This window comes from Pseudomonas sp. 9_2_1 (assembly GCF_059295275.1).
The window spans coordinates 1467929-1484993 of record NZ_CM181239.1; the positions used below are offsets into that span (position 1 = coordinate 1467929).

The 17065-nt window shown below is 62.4% G+C and carries 16 protein-coding genes; 9 read left to right on the forward strand and 7 right to left on the reverse strand.

All coding sequences use genetic code 11. The features are described 5' to 3' along the window. Window positions 1-177 precede the first annotated feature (177 nt). On the forward strand, window positions 178-1299 hold the full coding sequence (locus AC5O5I_RS06580; RefSeq protein WP_172225425.1) for a beta-ketoacyl-ACP synthase III: 1122 nt from the start codon (window positions 178-180) through the stop codon (window positions 1297-1299). A gap of 119 nt (window positions 1300-1418) precedes the next feature. On the opposite strand, the gene AC5O5I_RS06585 is transcribed toward AC5O5I_RS06580, so the two are convergent. Continuing rightward, window positions 1419-2663, reverse strand: a complete 1245-nt coding sequence (locus tag AC5O5I_RS06585) for a putative porin (protein ID WP_172225427.1) — start codon at window positions 2661-2663, stop codon at window positions 1419-1421. A 262-nt stretch (window positions 2664-2925) separates the two neighbouring features. Between AC5O5I_RS06585 and AC5O5I_RS06590 the strand changes: the two genes are divergently transcribed. Next, window positions 2926-4053, forward strand: coding sequence for a GNAT family N-acetyltransferase (locus tag AC5O5I_RS06590; protein WP_172225429.1), 1128 nt, complete (start codon window positions 2926-2928; stop codon window positions 4051-4053). 125 nt (window positions 4054-4178) lie between these two features. Here the strand turns inward: AC5O5I_RS06590 and AC5O5I_RS06595 are convergent, their stop codons facing one another. The 4 genes from AC5O5I_RS06595 to AC5O5I_RS06610 all read right to left on the reverse strand — a co-directional run bounded on the left by AC5O5I_RS06595 (window position 4179) and on the right by AC5O5I_RS06610 (window position 8375). Next, entirely contained in the window at window positions 4179-6011 is a 1833-nt protein-coding gene (locus tag AC5O5I_RS06595) for an ABC transporter ATP-binding protein (RefSeq protein ID WP_172225431.1), read from the reverse strand. 63 nt (window positions 6012-6074) lie between these two features. Further along, complete coding sequence (locus AC5O5I_RS06600; protein ID WP_172225433.1) at window positions 6075-6632, reverse strand: peptidylprolyl isomerase; 558 nt, start codon at window positions 6630-6632, stop codon at window positions 6075-6077. Next, window positions 6626-7438 (reverse strand): alpha/beta fold hydrolase, encoded by an 813-nt coding sequence (locus tag AC5O5I_RS06605; protein ID WP_494512237.1) that lies wholly within the window; start codon window positions 7436-7438, stop codon window positions 6626-6628. The genes AC5O5I_RS06600 and AC5O5I_RS06605 overlap by 7 nt, the downstream gene beginning before the upstream one ends. A gap of 13 nt (window positions 7439-7451) precedes the next feature. Then, window positions 7452-8375, reverse strand: a complete 924-nt coding sequence (locus AC5O5I_RS06610; RefSeq protein WP_172225437.1) for a PA3225 family LysR-type transcriptional regulator — start codon at window positions 8373-8375, stop codon at window positions 7452-7454. Window positions 8376-8423: 48 nt separating this feature from the next. Here AC5O5I_RS06610 and AC5O5I_RS06615 point away from each other — a divergent pair, with 48 nt between their 5' ends. From AC5O5I_RS06615 to AC5O5I_RS06630, 4 genes are all read left to right on the forward strand, one after another. Next, window positions 8424-8738, forward strand: a complete 315-nt coding sequence (locus AC5O5I_RS06615) for a 3-phosphoglycerate kinase (RefSeq protein ID WP_172285767.1) — start codon at window positions 8424-8426, stop codon at window positions 8736-8738. A gap of 109 nt (window positions 8739-8847) precedes the next feature. Further along, complete coding sequence (locus tag AC5O5I_RS06620; RefSeq protein ID WP_172225441.1) at window positions 8848-9447, forward strand: FMN-dependent NADH-azoreductase; 600 nt, start codon at window positions 8848-8850, stop codon at window positions 9445-9447. Between the two features lie 224 nt (window positions 9448-9671). After that, entirely contained in the window at window positions 9672-10547 is an 876-nt protein-coding gene (locus tag AC5O5I_RS06625) for a carboxylate/amino acid/amine transporter (RefSeq protein WP_172225443.1), read from the forward strand. A 1-nt stretch (window position 10548) separates the two neighbouring features. Further along, window positions 10549-11484 (forward strand): AEC family transporter, encoded by a 936-nt coding sequence (locus AC5O5I_RS06630; RefSeq protein WP_172285765.1) that lies wholly within the window; start codon window positions 10549-10551, stop codon window positions 11482-11484. 171 nt (window positions 11485-11655) lie between these two features. Here AC5O5I_RS06630 and AC5O5I_RS06635 read toward each other — a convergent pair whose 3' ends face one another. Further along, window positions 11656-12957 carry a mechanosensitive ion channel family protein gene (locus AC5O5I_RS06635; protein WP_494512238.1) on the reverse strand — a complete coding sequence of 434 codons (1302 nt, stop codon included), beginning with the start codon at window positions 12955-12957 and terminating at the stop codon, window positions 11656-11658. Between the two features lie 103 nt (window positions 12958-13060). On the opposite strand from AC5O5I_RS06635, the gene AC5O5I_RS06640 reads away from it, so the two are divergent. Next, entirely contained in the window at window positions 13061-14422 is a 1362-nt protein-coding gene (locus AC5O5I_RS06640) for a DEAD/DEAH box helicase (protein WP_172225448.1), read from the forward strand. A gap of 56 nt (window positions 14423-14478) precedes the next feature. Here the strand turns inward: AC5O5I_RS06640 and AC5O5I_RS06645 are convergent, their stop codons facing one another. Next, window positions 14479-14751 (reverse strand): hypothetical protein, encoded by a 273-nt coding sequence (locus tag AC5O5I_RS06645; protein WP_172285764.1) that lies wholly within the window; start codon window positions 14749-14751, stop codon window positions 14479-14481. Between the two features lie 153 nt (window positions 14752-14904). On the opposite strand from AC5O5I_RS06645, the gene AC5O5I_RS06650 reads away from it, so the two are divergent. Together AC5O5I_RS06650 and eutH are read left to right on the forward strand one after the other, a co-directional pair. Next, window positions 14905-15669 carry an SDR family NAD(P)-dependent oxidoreductase gene (locus AC5O5I_RS06650; protein WP_494512239.1) on the forward strand — a complete coding sequence of 255 codons (765 nt, stop codon included), beginning with the start codon at window positions 14905-14907 and terminating at the stop codon, window positions 15667-15669. Between the two features lie 98 nt (window positions 15670-15767). Further along, entirely contained in the window at window positions 15768-17000 is a 1233-nt protein-coding gene (gene eutH / locus AC5O5I_RS06655) for an ethanolamine utilization protein EutH (RefSeq protein ID WP_494512240.1), read from the forward strand. Window positions 17001-17065 lie beyond the last annotated feature (65 nt).

Sequence of the window (17065 nt, forward strand, 5' to 3'; positions counted from 1 at the left end):
TTCCACAGTTGTGGCAGTATTGATGCAATTTGGGGCCGGTGCACGGCCCCTGTGGGAGCGGGTTCACCCGCGAACGAGGGCACCGCCCTCGCTGTCTAGTTGGTACTAAAGTGCCATTAACCTGTCATATTCCCAGCCAGCGCCCTGTGGCGATGGCCTTTGACCAGAGGAACGACCGTGCATAACGTCGTGATCAGCGGCACCGGCCTGTATACCCCGGCCCAAAGCATTTCCAACGAAGAACTGGTGGCTTCCTTCAATGCCTGGTCGCAGCAGTTCAACCTGGACAACGCCGACGCCATCGCGCGCGGTGAAGTCGAAGCGGCGCCAGTGTCCGATGCTGCGTTCATCGAAAAGGCCTCGGGCATCAAGAGCCGCTTCGTCATGGACAAGGCGGGTATCCTCGACCCGCAACGCATGAAACCACGCCTGCCAGAGCGCTCCAACGACGAACAGTCGATCCTCTGTGAAATGGGCGTTGCCGCCGCACGCCAGGCACTGGAACGCGCCGGCCGCACCCCTGCCGATGTCGACGGGGTGATCGTCGCCTGCTCCAACCTGCAGCGCCCTTACCCGGCCATCGCCATCGAAGTGCAGCAGGCGCTGGGCATCCAGGGCTTTGCCTTCGACATGAACGTGGCTTGCTCGTCGGCCACCTTCGGCATCCAGACTGCCGCCAACAGCGTGCAGCTGGGCCAGGCCCGGGCACTGCTGGTGGTCAGCCCGGAGATCTGCACCGGGCACCTGAACTTCCGTGACCGCGACAGCCACTTCATCTTCGGCGACGCTGCCACTGCCGTGCTGGTCGAGCGTGCCGACCTGGCAACCTCGGCGCACCAGTTCGACATCGTCGGTACCAAGCTGCAAACCGCGTTTTCCAACAACATCCGTAACAACTTCGGCTTCCTCAACCGCGCGGCGGAAGAGGGTATCGACACCCGCGACAAACTGTTCGTGCAGGAAGGCCGCAAGGTGTTCAAGGAAGTCTGCCCGATGGTCGCCGAGCTGATCGGCAAGCATCTGGGCGAGAACGACCTGCAGCCGTCGGACGTCAAGCGCTTCTGGCTGCACCAGGCGAACCTCAGCATGAATCACCTGATCGTCAAGAAGCTGCTGGGGCGTGAAGTGGCCGAGGAGGATGCACCGGTGATTCTCGACCGCTACGCGAATACCAGTTCGGCGGGGTCGGTGATTGCCTTCCACTTGTACCAGGATGACTTGGCCAAGGGCTCGCTGGGGGTGTTGAGCTCGTTTGGTGCGGGGTATTCGATTGGTAGCGTGATTCTGCGCAAGCGCTGATTGCTTCGGAATGTCGGGGCTGCAAAGCAGCCCCCTACGATCTCACAGGCAAAAAAAGCGGGAAATGCCGGATGGGGTCGGCATTTCCCGCTTCAGTGTGAAGCAGAGCAGGGTTTCGTTTAGAACTTGGCTTCCAGGTCTACCTGCAGGGTGTCTACGTCGGCATTGCTGTTAGGCAGCTGCGAAAGGTCGGTCTTGGCCATCAGGTAGGCCGCGCCCAGCGAGAAGTTCTTGTCGATCTCGTAGCCGACCTTGAACTTGTGACCGCGCGAGCCGGTGAAGCCGTTGCCAAAGTCGGAGTCCGTGAACAGGCTGACCACGGCATTACGCTGCACGTCGCGGTAGTTGTAGTCCAGGCTCCAGGCGCCGACCTTGGTCTTCAGGCCAGCCAGCCAGGCTTGGTCTTCGCCATCGGTGCTCTCGGTGTTCTTTACGTACTGGCCGTAAGCCGACAGCGGGATGGCAAAGCCGGTGAAGTCAACCTGGCCGAAGCCCTCGACCAGGTTGAATTCATTGGTGGTGTTGCCGAACGACTGCAGAATGGCTGCTTCCTTGTCGTTGTCGTAACCATAGATGCTGGCGCCCACGGTGAGCTTGAGCACATCAGCTGGGGCGAACTTGGCGCCCAACTGGCCATGGTAGACCTGCGCGTCGTGCTTGTACTGAACACCGTCGCCATCGACGTTGTCTTTCAACGTGTACTGACCGGCGCTGGCAAAGACTTCCGCGCCGCCCAGATCCGCTTTGTAGGTGGCGGCCACGCCTTCAGGGTTGATGTCGCTGTCCCAGATGATGTCGCCCATGCTCACCCACGGCTGGGGCATCTTGCCGCCGATCAGGTGCAAGTTCGGGACAGCGGTCGGGTGCCAGTCGAGGTAGGCAAGGTCGACCCACAGCGACTTCTTGTCGAAGTAGTTGTCGAAGCTCTGGTTGGTCGAACGACGGTCGGCGCTGCTGCCTGTGGCGATCCGCACGCCAGCATCGACCTGCGGGTTGATCTCGCTGTAGAACCCGACGCGAGCGCGTACGCGCTGACGGTCCTGGTTGCCACTGCTGCTGTTCGGGTCATCGACGTTGACGTCTTCGTAACGCAGGCGTACATCACCCTTGATCTGGGTCTTGGCGGCCCATGCCACTTTTTGTTCGAAGGAGCTCATACGTTCGGACTGAGCTTTCTGGTCGGCCTTTTCCTTGGTTTCTTTCGCCAGGTCGCCCTGCAGTTCGGTGTACTGCGCCTGGTTGATCGAGCCGTTGGCGCGGAGCATTTCGAGCAGCTTGGCGTCGACAGCTGCACTGGCCGGGGCACTCAGAGCCAGCATCATGCCGGTGAGGCTCACTCCGGTAAGTGTAGAAACAAGACGCATAAGGTTCTCCCTACTAAAAAAAATTGGGGAGGCTCAAGCGCCTGCCCCTGCGTTGGCATGTCTTCGGAAAGGGCCTGAATAGACAGGTTCTGGGGTTCCGGAAAACAGGCGCAAGTATTGCGGGGGCCAATGACAGATTAATGTCTAATTAGTGGCACTGTTGTTAAGTAATTGAGAATAAAAGGATCAGTGCCGCGTTCGCCATTTGAGTGACGGGCCTTCCTTGGGGATACTGGGTGCCTTGAGACAGCGAGCCAGAACCGTGACCAGCCTCTACAGCCTTGCCCATTTGCGTGATCTTCCGGCGGCCACCTGGGATGCCCTGGTGCCGGCCGGCCAACCCTTCCTGCGCCATGCTTTTCTTAGTGCCATGGAAGACAGCGGCAGCGTCGCCCGCAATACCGGCTGGGCCGCCGAGCACCTGGTGCTGGAGCGTGACGGGCAGGTGCGGGCGCTGTTGCCGGCGTATCGCAAGTGGCACTCGTTTGGCGAATATGTGTTCGATCATGGTTGGGCCGATGCCTGTGAACGGGCCGGCATCGCCTATTACCCCAAACTGCTTGGCGCCGTGCCGTTCAGCCCGGTGAACGGCCCGCGGCTGCTCAGCGCCGACCCTGGCGATGGCCAGCTGTTGCTGCAGGCGCTGCCGGAGTATCTGGGCAAGGGCGGGCTTTCCGGTGCGCACATCAATTTCACCGACCCGGTCCTGGACCAGCAACTGGCTGGCCTGCCGGGGTGGATGGAGCGCCTGGGTTGCCAGTTCCACTGGCATAACCGCGGCTATCGCGACTTCCAGGATTTTCTCGACACCTTGAGCTCGCGCAAGCGCAAGCAGATGCGCAAGGAGCGTGAGCAGGTGGCCGGGCAGGGCATCGAATTCCGCTGGTACCGCGGGGGGGAGCTGGACCAGGCACAGTGGGATTTTGTCTATCGCTGCTACGCCAACACTTACGCCGTGCGTCGCCGTGCGCCTTATCTGACCCGCGAGTTTTTCAGCCTTATAGCCGAGCGCATGCCCGAGGCGCTGCGCGTGGTGATGGCCAGACAAGGCGGGCGTGATGTGGCGATGGCCCTGAGCCTGGTGGGTGGCGACAGCCTGTTCGGCCGATACTGGGGGTGCCTGGACGAGTTCGACCGGCTGCATTTCGAGACGTGCTTCTATCAGGGGATGGACTTTGCCATTGCCGAGGGTTACCAGCGTTTCGATGCCGGAGCGCAGGGGGAGCACAAGCTGATACGCGGGTTCGAGCCGGTGCTGACGCGGTCGTGGCATTACCTGCTGCATGCGGGGTTGCGGCGTGCGGTGGAGGATTTTTTGCTGCAGGAGCGGGAAGGGGTCAGGGCTTATGCAGAAGAGGCGCGGGGGATGCTGCCTTATCGCCGGGACTAAGCGTCTTGTGCTGCTTGTAATGGCCCTATCGCCGGCAAGCCAGCTCCCACAGGATCACCACAGGCCTTGAAATCTGTGGTGGATCTGTGGGAGCTGGCGTGTCGGCGATAGGGCCGGTACAGGAGTCAGTCGACTCCGACAAAGCCCCCGGTCTGGTGATGCCACAAGCGGGCATACAGCCCCTGCTGCTCAAGCAGCTCACTGTGGCTGCCACTCTCGACAATGCGCCCCTTGTCCAGCACCACCAGGCGGTCCATCCGCGCGATGGTCGACAGCCGGTGGGCGATGGCGATCACGGTCTTGCCCTGCATCAGTGTCTCCAGGCTTTCCTGGATCGCCGCCTCCACCTCCGAGTCCAGCGCCGACGTGGCTTCGTCCATGATCAGGATCGGCGCGTTCTTCAGCAGCACCCGGGCAATCGCGATGCGCTGGCGCTGGCCACCCGACAGTTTCACCCCACGCTCACCCACATGGGCATCGAACCCGGTGCGGCCCTGGGCATCCGACAACTGCGGGATGAACTCATCGGCGCGCGCGCGGCGTACGGCTTCGTGCAACGCTGCCTCGCTGGCCTCGGGGCGACCATACAGCAGGTTGTCGCGGATCGAGCGGTGCAGCAACGAGGTGTCCTGGGTGATCATGCCAATCTGCGCACGCAGGCTGGCCTGGCTGACTTCGGCGATGTTCTGGCCGTCAATGAGGATGCGTCCGCCCTGCACGTCGTACAGCCGCAGCAGCAGGTTGACCAGGGTCGATTTGCCTGCCCCGGAGGGCCCGATCAAACCGATTTTCTCACCCGGGCGGATGTCCAGGTTCAGCCCCTCGATCACGTTGGCAGCCTTGCCGTAGTGGAAGTCCACGTCATCGAAGCGTACCGCCCCTCGGCTGACCTTGAGCGCTGGCGCGTTGGGCTTGTCGGTGACAGTAACCGGCTGGGCGATGGTCTGCAGGCCGTCCTGGACCATGCCGATGTTCTCGAAAATGCCGTTGACCACCCACATGATCCAGCCCGACATGTTGACGATGCGAATCACCAGGCCAGTGGTCAGGGCAATGGCGCCGACGGTGATCAGCGACTGGCTCCACAGCCACAGCGCAAGGCCGGTGGTGCCGACCACCAGCAAGCCGTTGAGGGTGGTGATGACCACGTCCATGCTGGTGATCACCCGCGAGGCCAGCTGGGTTTTCTCGGTTTGCTCGCTGATTGCCTCGCGGGCGTATTGCTGCTCGTAGTCGGTGTGGGCAAACAGCTTCAGGGTAGCGATGTTGGTATAGCCGTCGACGATGCGCCCCATCAGCTTGGAGCGGGCATCGGACGAGATCACCGAGCGCTCCTTTACCCGCGGCACGAAGTAGAAAAGCGCGGCGATGTAGCAGATGATCCACGCCAGCAACGGCAGCATCAGGCGCCAGTCGGCCTCGGCGAACAACACCAGCGAAGTAATGGCGTAGATCAGTACGTGCCACAGCGCGTCCACTGCTTGCACGGCCGAGTCGCGCAGTGAGTTGCCGGTTTGCATGATGCGCTGGGCGATACGCCCGGCAAAGTCGCTCTGGAAGAAGTTCAGGCTCTGCTTGAGCACGTAGCTGTGGTTTTGCCAGCGAATCAGGCTGGTCATGCCCGGGTTGATGGTCTGGTGCACCAACAGGTCGTGCAGGCCGAAGAACACGGGGCGCAGCAGCAGTATCACCACTAGCATCCAGATCAGTTCACCGCTGTGCTCACTGAAGAAGTTGGCATTTGGCGTGCCCTGGGCCAGGTCGATGATGCGGCTGAGATAGCTGAACATCGCCACCTCGATCAGCGAGGCGAACAGGCCGACTACCAGCAGGGCGAGAAAACTGGGCCACACCTGGCGCAGGTAGTACAGGTAGAACGGCCACACGGTGGTGGGCGGCGACTCGCTGGGCGCCTCGCGGAAAATATCGATCAGCTGTTCGAAACGGCGGTAAAGCATGGGGTGCGACACTCCTGTTCCATCCGGCCCTCAGGCGGTTTCACGTCCCTGTGAAGCCTGCGGTCAGTCGATGCGTTTGGCCGACTTGATGTAGACCGGGTCGGCCGGTACATCGCGCATGCCTTTCTTGACGGTGGTCGGCGAGTTGACGATCTGGTCGACCACTTCCATGCCCTTGGTCACCTTGCCGAACACGGCATAGCCCCGGTCACGCCCGGGGTTGAGGAAGTCGTTGTCGGCCACGTTGATGAAGAACTGGCTGGTGGCCGAGTTCGGGTCCGAGGTGCGTGCCATCGACAGCGTGCCACGGGTGTTCAGCAGGCCGTTGCTGGCTTCGTTCCTGATCGGGTCCTGGGTGTTTTTCTGCACCATCTGGTCGGTGAAGCCACCGCCTTGCACCATGAAACCGGGGATCACACGGTGGAAGATGGTGTTGTTGTAGAAACCGCTGTCGACGTATTCGAGGAAGTTCTTGGTACTGATCGGCGCCTTCTCGGCATTCAGCTCGATTTCGACCTGGCCGAAGCTGGTGTCCAGCATGACGTGCGGGGTCTTGTCGGAGGCCATGACGCTGGTGGCGAAGGCAACCGAGCAGGCGGTGAGCAGGAGTTTTTTCAGCATGGGCTCAAAGATCCTTGAGAGGTGGAGGCGGCCGCGAGGAACTGCAGCAGGGTCTGGTTGAAGACCTCGGGTTGATCGAGGGGTGTAGCGTGCCGCGAATCGTCGACGACGACCAGTCTGGCGTTGGGCATGAGGGCGACATAGCGCTCTTTCAGGTGTATCGGGGTGTAATCGTGGTCGGCGGCAATTACCAGGGTAGGACAGTGGATCTGGCCGATGCGTTCCTGCACGCCCCAGTCGACGATGGCGTCGAAGCTCTTGAGGTAGGCGCGCTTGTCGTTGCGTGCCCAGCGTTCGGCCATCTTTTGCCGCAAGTCGGCCTGCCCGGGTTTGGGGAACAGGCGTTCGGCCAGGCTTTTGCCGACGGTTTCGACACTGAGGATGCGCGCCAGGCCCCAGCGCTTGAGCCACCAGACCCAGTCACTGCGGGTGCGGCGCTTGACCTCCGGGGCGCTGTTGACGATGCACAGGCTGCGCAGCCACTGGGGGTGGTCGACGGCAAACTGGAAACCGACCATGCCGCCCATGGATAAACCGACGAGGTGCACCGGACCGGTGTGCAGGTGTTCGAGCAGGGCCAGCAGGTCGGCGCTGAAGGTGGCGATCTGGTAACCGTCACGGGGCTTGTCGGAGCGGCCGTGGCCGCGAATGTCCATGAGGATGACCCGGTAGTGGCGGCTTAGCGCCGGCACCTGCAACTCCCAGTCCTGGCAGCTGGAACCCAGGCCGTGCAGCAGTACCAGCGGTTCGCCCTGGCCATATTCCCGGTAATGCAGTGCGCATCCTTCATGTTCGAAATAGGCCACGGGCGCGGTCCTCTCAGGCTTGTGGGGGGGCTGCGAAGGGCACGTCCAGTGGCGCAGTGTCGAAGTTGCGCAGCAGGTCGATGAGAATCTGCGTGGCCGGGCCCAAGGTCTTCTCTTTGCTCGAATAAAGGTAGAACAGTGGATGGCGGCTGCCACCCTGATCCAGCGGCAAAGGCTTGAGCACGCCATCGCGCAGCTCGCGCTCGATCATGTGCCGGGGCAGCCAGGCAAAGCCCAGGCCACTGCCGACGAAGGTGGCGGCGGTGCCCAGGCTGCCCACGGTCCAGCGCTGTTCGGCGCCCAGCCAGCCGACGTCGCGCGGTTGCGCGCGGCCAGAGTCGCGGATCACCACCTGCAGCTGGCTTTCCAGGTCCTGGAAGGTGAGCTCGCGGCCAAGGCGGTGCAGGCTGTGTTCGGGGTGGGCGACGGCGACGAACTCCACTGCGCTCAGTTCGGCGCCCAGGTAGCCGCCGATGCTGTAGCTGCTGATGGCCAGGTCGGCGATGCCTTCGTGCATCACTTCCTCGACGCCAGACAGCACCTCCTCACGCAGGCGCACCCGGCAGCCACGGCTTTGCGGCATGAACGCGGCCAGGGCGCGTACCAGGCGGGCGCTGGGGTAGGCTGCATCGACTACCAGACGCACCTCGGCTTCCCAGCCCTGCTCCATGTGGTGGGCCAGGTCTTCGAGCTGGCTGGCCTGCTTGACCAGATGCCGCGAGCGGCGCAGCAGAACGTTACCGGCCTCGGTGAGCACCGCCTTGCGGCCATCGATGCGCAGCAGCGGCACGCCCAGTTGCTCCTGCATGCGCGCCACGGTGTAGCTGACCGATGACTGTGAGCGGTGCAGAGCCTCGGCGGCCTGGGCAAACCCGCCGTGATCGACCACTGCTTGCAGGGTCCGCCACTGGTCAAGGGTTACGCGCGGCGCTTTCATGTTTCGCTCCTGTTGTCCTAAGCTGCGCTCTTTCAAGGAGAGCGGCCCATGAAGAAATGTTGTGCGGCAATACTGATGTGCCTGCCCCTCGGGGCCATGGCTTACCCCATCGATGTAGAGAAGCAGCTGGCCGGGGTCAAGCTTGACTACACCGCGTATGACACGGCCTACGACATTGGCGCCATTACCCTGAACAACTATGGGCAGGTTCCGGCAGCGTGCAAGGTAACCTTCCGCAATGGCCCGGAGGCCCCGCGGGTGCGCCGGGTAAACGTGCCAGCGGGTAAAAGTGTCGACGTCACTGCCAAATTCAACCGGCAGATCATCAAGCTGCGCATCGCGTTGAGCTGTGCGGCGGAATAAACCGATAAATCGATAGATTGAACCCACTTTTTACGCTTTTTTATCGATAGGTCAAGCCTTAATCTCACCTCCATCGAATCGCACCCTTTTTTGCCGATGGAGGCACCTCATGTCCCGCGTACTGATCATCGAAAGCAGCGCCCGCCAGCAGGATTCCGTTTCTCGTCAGCTGACCCGTGACTTCATCCAGCAATGGCAGGCCGCCCACCCGGCCGATCAGATCACCGTACGCGACCTGGCGGTAAGCCCGGTGCCACACCTGGATGCCAACCTGCTCGGCGGCTGGATGAAGCCGGAAGAACAGCGCAGCGCTGCCGAGCTGGAGGCCCTGGCCCGTTCCAACGAATTGACCGATGAATTGCTTGCCGCCGATGTGCTGGTGATGGCTGCACCGATGTACAACTTCACCATCCCCAGCACCCTCAAGGCCTGGCTGGACCATGTGCTGCGTGCCGGCATCACCTTCAAGTACACCCCTACCGGCCCGCAAGGCCTGCTGACCGGCAAGCGCGCCATCGTGCTGACTGCCCGCGGCGGTATCCACGCCGGCGCCACCAGCGACCACCAGGAACCGTACCTGCGCCAGGTAATGGCTTTCATCGGCATTCACGATGTCGATTTCATCCATGCCGAAGGCCTGAACATGAGCGGCGAGTTCCATGAGAAGGGCCTGAACCAGGCCAAGGCCAAGTTGGCGGCGGTGGCCTGAGGCTTAACGAATTCCCAACCCTGACACCTGTTTTTGCTCCTTTGGGTGTACCTAGCCCGGTCCTTTTGGCCGGGCTTTTTTATGCCTGGGATTTGGTGGCGGCCTGTGCCGGCCTCTTCGCGGGCAAGCCCGCGAAGAGGCCGGCACAGCCCCCACATTCCTCATGGTTGAACACAAAGCCCGCAACCCGCTAAGGTCGCGGCCTTGATCCACGAGAGGCAACCATGGGCTACCTTATAATCGTCGCGCTGATCCAGGCGTTTTCCTTCAGCCTGATCGGCGAGTACCTGGCCGGGCACGTCGACAGCTATTTCGCCGTGCTCGCACGGGTGCTGCTGGCCGGCCTGGTGTTTCTGCCGTTGACCCGCTGGCGCCAGGTGGAACCGCGCTTCATGCGCTCGATGCTGCTGATCGGCGCGTTGCAGTACGGCATCACCTATGTCTGCCTGTACCTGAGCTTTCGCGTGCTCACCGTGCCCGAGGTACTGCTGTTCACCATCCTCACGCCGCTGCACGTGACGCTGATAGAGGACGCCATGAACCGGCGCTTCAACCCGTGGGCGCTGGTGGCGGCGCTGGTGGCCGTGGCCGGCGCGGCGGTGATCCGTTTCGACAGCATCAGCGGCGAGTTCTTCATCGGCTTCCTGCTGCTGCAACTGGCCAACTTCACCTACGCTGCCGGCCAGGTGCTGTACCGTCACCTGGTCGCCCGCAACCCCAGCGACCTGCCGCACTACGCGCGTTTTGGCTACTTCTACCTCGGCGCCTTGCTGGTGGTGCTGCCGGCGTTCCTGCTGTTCGGCAATGCGCAGCACCTGCCGAGTACCGACGTGCAATGGCTGGTGCTGCTGTTCCTGGGTTTGTGCCCGACGGCGCTGGGCCTGTACTGGTGGAACAAGGGTGCGTGCATGGTTTCTGGCGGCACGCTGGCGGTGATGAACAACTTGCATGTACCGGTGGGGCTGCTGCTGAACCTGCTGATCTGGAACCAGCACGAACCGCTGGGGCGGTTGTTCATCGGCGGCGCGATCATTCTGGCGTCGGTGTGGTTGAGCCGCTTGGGTGCTCGCGGGCAAGCGCCATTGGCCGGCAAGGCCTGACATGCACACTGTCTTCGTCATCGTCGCGCCGATCTTCGCCCTGATCCTGGTCGGCTACCTGTGCCGCAAGACCAACAAGCTGGGCAACAAGGCCGCCGCCGAAATCAACAAGATGGTGGTCTGGCTGTGCCTGCCGGCGTTGCTGTTCAAGGTAACCGCCACAGCCACCTGGAGCGAGATCTGGCACCCGGGGTTCATCGTCGCCTTTGGCGGGGGCGCCCTGGCCATGTTCGTGGTGACCCTGCTGTGGCGCTTGCACAGCGGCCACGGCCTGGTCGCGGCGAGCATCGACGGGCTGAGTGCCGGGTATGCCAACACCGGCTACATCGGCATTCCGTTGTGCTTGTTGCTGTTTGGCCAGGCAGGCCTGCAGCCGGCGCTGATCTCGTCGTTGCTCGTGGTGTGCCTGGTGTTTGCCATTTCGCTGACCCTGATCGAAGTCGGGCTGCAGGAGGAGCGGCAGATTGGCCGGGCGATCCTGCTGGTGAGCAAGGCGCTGGCGAAGAACCCGCTGGTGTTCTCGCCGCTGGCGGGGGCGGGGTGGGCCATGGCTGGATTGGGCCTGGCCGAGCCGGTGATGCACTTTCTCGACATGCTGGCGTTGGCCACCACGCCTTGCGCGTTGATCTCGCTGGGCGCGTTTCTGGCAGAAAAACGCCCGGGTGCGCAGGCCAACCCATGGCCGTTGGTGGGCTTGAAGCTGGTGGGGCAGCCGGCGTTGACCTGGGTACTGGCGTTCAAGGTGTTCAGCCTGCCGACCATGTGGGCGGCTTCGGCGGTGCTGCTGGCGGCACTGCCGACCGGGACCGGGCCGTTCATGCTGGCGGAGTATTACAACCGTGAGGCGGGGTTGATATCGCGCACGATCCTGTTGTCGACCGTGGCTTCGCTGCTGACCTTGACCGGGTTGTTGTACCTGCTGGGTTATGCGGGGTAGCCGAAGGCCCTGTCGCCGCGGTTAGTCGCCACGACAAGCCAACTCCCAGTAACTGTGGGGGTGGTGGGCTGCAAAGCAGCTCCAAACGGGAACACCACCGTCTTGCGGAACTGCGCGGTACCTGTGGGAGCTGGCTTGCCGGCGATGGGCTGCGCAGCAGCCCCGGCAATCTCAAGCCTCGCTCATCTCTTCCAGGCGACGCGGCATCGGCTCGGCCGCCATACGCCCGGCCAACCCCACCCGCATGTCATTGCCACTCGGCTGCTGATAGAGGCTCAAGCCAAACTCCGGCAGCACCGCCAGCAGGTAGTCGAAGATATCCCCCTGAATCCGCTCATAGTCCGCCCACACCGTGGTGGTGGTGAAGCAATAGATCTCCAGCGGCACACCCTCGGCGGTGGTCTGCATCTGCCGTACCATGCAGGTCATGTTCGGGTGAATGTTGGGGTGGTTCTTCAGGTAGGCCAGGGCGAACGCGCGGAACGTGCCGATATTGGTCAGCTTGCGGCGGTTGGCCGACAGCTCGGCCACCGGCCCCAGCGCCTCGTTCCAGTTCTGCAGCTCCTGGCGCTTGCCGGCCAGGTAGTCGCCAAGCAGGTGTATCTGGCTCAGGCGCTGTTCCTCTTCGCGGGTAAGGAAGCGCACGCCGGCGGCATCGATGAACAGGCTGCGCTTGATCCGCCGGCCGCCGGACTGCTGCATGCCGCGGTAGTTGCGGAACGACTCGCTCATCAGGCGCCAGGTGGGGATGGAGACGATGGTCTTGTCGAAGTTCTGCACCTTCACCGTGTGCAAGGTGATATCCACCACATCGCCATCGGCACCCACCTGCGGCATTTCGATCCAGTCACCCACATGCAGCATGTCGTTGCTGGTCAACTGCACGCTGGCGACGAACGACAGCAGCGTGTCCTTGTACACCAACAGCAGTACCGCCGACATGGCGCCCAGGCCAGACAGCAGCAACAGCGGCGAACGGTCGATCAGGGTGGCGACGATGACGATGGAGGCGAAGATCCACAGCATCATCTTGGCCAGCTGCACGTAGCCCTTGATGGAGCGGGTGCGGGCATGTTCGGTGCGGGCATAGATGTCGAGCAGGGCATCCAGCAGGCACGACAGCGCCATGGTCATGAACAGCAGGGTAAAGGCCAGGGCGACATTGCCGAGGAAGTGCTGAGCGGTGTCGGACAGCTCCGGCACCAGCTTCAGGCCAAATTGCAGCACCAGCGACGGTGTGGTCTGGGCCAGGCGGTGGAAGACCTTGTTGTGGCGCAGGTCGTCCAGCCACTTCAACGCCTGTTGGCGGGCCAGCAAGCGGGCGCCGTGCAGCATCAGGAAGCGTGCCAGGCGGCCGATGACAAGGGAAATCAGCAGCAGCACCGCCAGACCGATGGCGGCGTGCAGCATGGGATGTTGGTCGAGGGTGCCCCACAGGTCGAGGGAGTCACGCCAGATTCTTTGGATATCCATGGGTTTGCGTACAGTCTTGTTGCGAAACGAAGCGCCATTAGAGCGCGGATGGCGACAAAGTTGCCAAAAGAAATTCGGCTAAGGCTGCAGAAAACGTTACCCTATGCAACTGAATTTCCCGCACTTGCCTGAGGTTACCTCCGTGTTCTCCCAATTCGCCCTGCATGAACGCCTGCTTAAAGCCGTGGCCGAGCTTAAATTCGTCGAGCCTACCCCGGTGCAGGCCGCGGCCATCCCCTTGGCCCTGCAAGGGCGTGACCTGCGCGTGACCGCACAGACCGGCAGCGGCAAGACCGCGGCCTTCGTGCTGCCCATGCTCAACCGCCTGGTCGACCTCAGCGGCCCTCGCGTCGAGATCCGCGCGCTGATCCTGCTGCCGACCCGTGAGCTGGCCCAGCAGACCCTCAAGCAAGTGCAGCTGTTCTCGCAGTTCACCTACATCAAGTCGGGCCTGGTGACCGGCGGCGAAGACTTCAAGGAACAGGCCGCCATGCTGCGCAAGGTGCCGGACGTGCTGATCGGCACCCCGGGCCGCCTGCTCGAGCAGCTCAATGCCGGCAACCTCGACCTGTCCCATGTGAAGGTGCTGATCCTCGACGAAGCCGACCGCATGCTCGACATGGGCTTTGCCGAAGACATGGAGCGCCTGTGCAAGGAGTGCGAGAACCGCGAGCAAACCCTGCTGTTCTCGGCCACCACCGGTGGCGCGGCCCTGCGCGACATCATCGGCAAGGTGCTGAAAGACCCTGAACACCTGATGCTCAACAGCGTTTCGCAGCTGGCCGAAGGTACCCGCCAGCAGGTCATCACCGCTGACCACGACCAGCACAAAGAGCAGATCGTTCAATGGTTGCTGGCCAACGAGACGTTCGACAAGGCCATCATCTTCACCAACACCCGCGTCATGGCTGACCGTATCTACGGCCACCTGGTCGCCAAGGACGTGAAAGCGTTCGTGCTGCATGGCGAAAAGGACCAGAAAGACCGCAAGCTGGCCATCGAGCGCTTCAAGCAGGGCGGCTCCAAGGTACTGGTGGCCACCGATGTGGCGGCCCGTGGCCTGGACATCGATGGCCTGGACCTGGTCATCAACTTCGACATGCCGCGCAGCGGTGACGAGTACGTACACCGCATTGGCCGTACCGGCCGGGCCGGTGGCGAAGGCCTGGCGATCTCGCTGATCACCCACAACGACTGGAACCTGATGTCCAGCATCGAACGCTACCTCAAGCAGCAGTTCGAGCGCCGGGTGATCAAGGAAGTGAAGGGCACCTACAGCGGGCCGAAGAAGGTCAAGGCATCGGGCAAGGCTGTCGGTAGCAAGAAGAAAAAGGTCGACAAGAAGTCGGGTGACAAGAAGGCTGCTGCCAAGCGCAAGCCTACCGCCAAGCCGAAGGCCAACGCCCCGCTGGCGAGTGCGGATGGCCTGGCGCCGTTGAAGAAGCGCAGGACTGCCGCCGAGTAATCGGCCGGTACTAGCCCTGTGGCCGGCTTGCCGGCGACAGGGCTGTCAACAAACCTTCAATCAGCCTTTTTCTCCGCCTCTTTCAGTTCCTTGACCCGCTGGTCGATCAGCTGGCACTTGTCGGGCAAGTCCTTGCTCGCCGTCCCCAACTCCATTCCCTGAAGCTCGTCATTGATCTCCTTGGCCTTTTGCGGGTTCTGCTCGGTCAACCGAGAAACCAAGCCGGCCAGCTCTTCACGTTTTTGCGTTGCCTCCTCCGGTGTACAGGCCCAGGCGGGCAGGGCGCTGAACAGTAGAGTGGCGCAGGCGATAGGCAGCAGCGGTTTCATCCTTATACCTCCGGGGGGTGATGAGCGGTGGAGACGCGCCTACGGCATTTGGTTCAGTGCCTTCGACCGGCGGCTATACCCCTGGGTATATTTACCGCAGTCATCCTCGGCTCTAGTTTGAAGCCACAAACATGACAACCGAGAAACAGACCCATGGATCGATTGAAAGGCAAAGTGGCGCTGATAACCGGCGGCGCAGGCGGGTGCGGCCTGGCCGCTTCGCAGCTTTTCGCCGCCGAGGGCGCCAAGGTGGTGATCCTCGACTTGCCGACCAGCCAGGGTGAAACGGTGGCGGCAGGTATCAATGCCGACGGCGGTCAGGCGCTGTTCGTCGCTGCCGATGTGTCCCAGGCCGACCAGGTGCACCGAGCGGTAAGCCAGGCCCAGGCACACTTTGGCCCGATCACCGTGCTGATGAACCACGCCGGCATCATCGCAGCCGGCCCGTTCCTGGAAACCAGCGAAGCCGACTGGGACCGGTTGATGAGCGTCAACGTGAAAAGCATGTTCCTGGTCACCAAGGCCGTATTGCCAGGCATGCTCGCCGCCGGCGGCGGCAGCGTCATCTGCACTTCGTCGATTTCGGCAGTGGTCGGCACCCCGATGGAAGTGCTGTATTGCACCACCAAAGGTGCCTGCCACATGTTCGCCCGCGCCTTGGCCGTGGAGTACCGCGACCAGAACATCCGCAGCAATGCCATCTGCCCAGGCTTTATCGGCACCGCCCATGGCCGCCGCGAACTCGACCTGCTGCGCGGTTATGGTGTCGACGCCTCTGACGAGGCGATCAAGACCATGCAAGGGCGCCTGTGCGATCCGAGCGAAGTGGCCAACGCCGCCTTGTTTCTGGCCAGCGACGAGTCCAGTTTCGTCAGCGGCTCGCACCTGTTCGTCGACAACGCCTACACCGCCATGTGATGCCCGGCCGGCACTGTGCTGCCGGTTTTCAACAAGAAAAACATGAAGAAACCCTCAATTCTGCCCACAAGCCAATTCCAACAAGACAGAGGCAGCAGATGGAAAACATAGGCACTTACGTCATCTACGTGATCATGGTGTGCGCCGTCATCGGCGCGATCGCATCGATCGTCAATGCGGAATCGGAGCTGGCCAAAGAGTTCACCGCCGGCCTGCACAGCATTGGCCCGATTTTCATACCAGTGGCCGGGATCATGGCTGCCATCCCGTTCATCTCCAGTTTCATCAGCCAGTTCATTGGCCCGCTGTTCCAGGCCATGGGCGCCGATGCCGGCATCGCCGGGCCGATCTTCATCGCTTCGGACCTGGGCGGTTACCAACTGGCGCAGGCGCTGTCGCAAAGCCCTGAAGGCTGGATCCTGGGGCTGATCACCGGCTTCCAGTGTGGCTCGACGGTGATTTTCGTCATCCCGGTGGGCCTTGCCATGCTCAACAAAGCCGATCACAAGTACATGGCGCTGGGCATCATGGCCGGGTTGCTTAGCATCCCGATCAGCATCGTGTTCATCGCCATGGGCATGCAGGCGATGGGCCTGGGCGTGCGCCCGGATATCGCCACGGCAGGCGCGGCCACCCAGGCGCTGCACTTTACCTTGCCGACCCTGCTGCGCAACCTGTCGCCGCTGATCCTGTTCTGTGTGGCGCTGGCTGCTGCGCTGCGTTATTTCCCCAACCTCATGGTCAGCCTTTTCCTCAAACTGGGGCAGCTGATGTATGCGGCGGTGACCCTGGTACTGGTGGCCTCGATCGTCGAGTATTTCACCGGCGCGTTCACCTCGCTGTTCGGTGGCTGGGGTTTTGCGCCGATCATTGCCGACAAGGCCGACCAGTTCCGCGCCCTGGAAATAGCCGGCTATGTCGGGATCATGCTCTGCGGTGCGTTCCCGATGGTCTACCTGATCAAGCGTTTCCTGTCGCGGCCGATCGAAACGGTGGCGTCGAAACTCGGCCTGTCGCCCGTGGGCGCGGCCGGTGTCCTCGCAGCTTCCGCCAATATACTGGCAATGTTCCGCCTGGTGGCCGACATGCCGCCCAAAGACAAGGTGCTGGTGATCGCCTTTGCCGTGTGCGCGGCGTTCACCTTCGGTGACCACCTGGCCTACTCGGCCAATTTCCAGCCCAGCCTGATCGGGCCGTTGATCATCGGCAAGCTCGCCGGTGGCCTGCTGGGCATGCTGCTGGCTTACTGGCTGGCGGTACCGAAGGCCCTGGAGCTGGGGCGGCAGGAAGAGGAAGACGGTGTGCTGCCGGCCAGCGTACCGTTGCACTGACAGGGCCAGGCATCGTTCAATGTCGCTCGGGCTGGTACAGCCGGGCGGCATTCGCGTTTTCACCT

Coding starts and splice junctions, on each gene's coding strand:
- AC5O5I_RS06585 (WP_172225427.1), bottom strand. CDS start 2,663: ATGCGTCTTGTTTCTACACTTACCGGAGTGAGCCTCACCGGCATGATG.
- AC5O5I_RS06635 (WP_494512238.1), bottom strand. CDS start 12,957: ATGGATATCCAAAGAATCTGGCGTGACTCCCTCGACCTGTGGGGCACC.
- AC5O5I_RS06650 (WP_494512239.1), top strand. CDS start 14,905: ATGGATCGATTGAAAGGCAAAGTGGCGCTGATAACCGGCGGCGCAGGC.
- AC5O5I_RS06630 (WP_172285765.1), top strand. CDS start 10,549: ATGCACACTGTCTTCGTCATCGTCGCGCCGATCTTCGCCCTGATCCTG.
- AC5O5I_RS06625 (WP_172225443.1), top strand. CDS start 9,672: ATGGGCTACCTTATAATCGTCGCGCTGATCCAGGCGTTTTCCTTCAGC.
- AC5O5I_RS06645 (WP_172285764.1), bottom strand. CDS start 14,751: ATGAAACCGCTGCTGCCTATCGCCTGCGCCACTCTACTGTTCAGCGCC.
- AC5O5I_RS06595 (WP_172225431.1), bottom strand. CDS start 6,011: ATGCTTTACCGCCGTTTCGAACAGCTGATCGATATTTTCCGCGAGGCG.
- AC5O5I_RS06640 (WP_172225448.1), top strand. CDS start 13,061: ATGCAACTGAATTTCCCGCACTTGCCTGAGGTTACCTCCGTGTTCTCC.
- AC5O5I_RS06620 (WP_172225441.1), top strand. CDS start 8,848: ATGTCCCGCGTACTGATCATCGAAAGCAGCGCCCGCCAGCAGGATTCC.
- AC5O5I_RS06600 (WP_172225433.1), bottom strand. CDS start 6,632: ATGCTGAAAAAACTCCTGCTCACCGCCTGCTCGGTTGCCTTCGCCACC.
- AC5O5I_RS06610 (WP_172225437.1), bottom strand. CDS start 8,375: ATGAAAGCGCCGCGCGTAACCCTTGACCAGTGGCGGACCCTGCAAGCA.
- eutH (WP_494512240.1), top strand. CDS start 15,768: ATGGAAAACATAGGCACTTACGTCATCTACGTGATCATGGTGTGCGCC.
- AC5O5I_RS06615 (WP_172285767.1), top strand. CDS start 8,424: ATGAAGAAATGTTGTGCGGCAATACTGATGTGCCTGCCCCTCGGGGCC.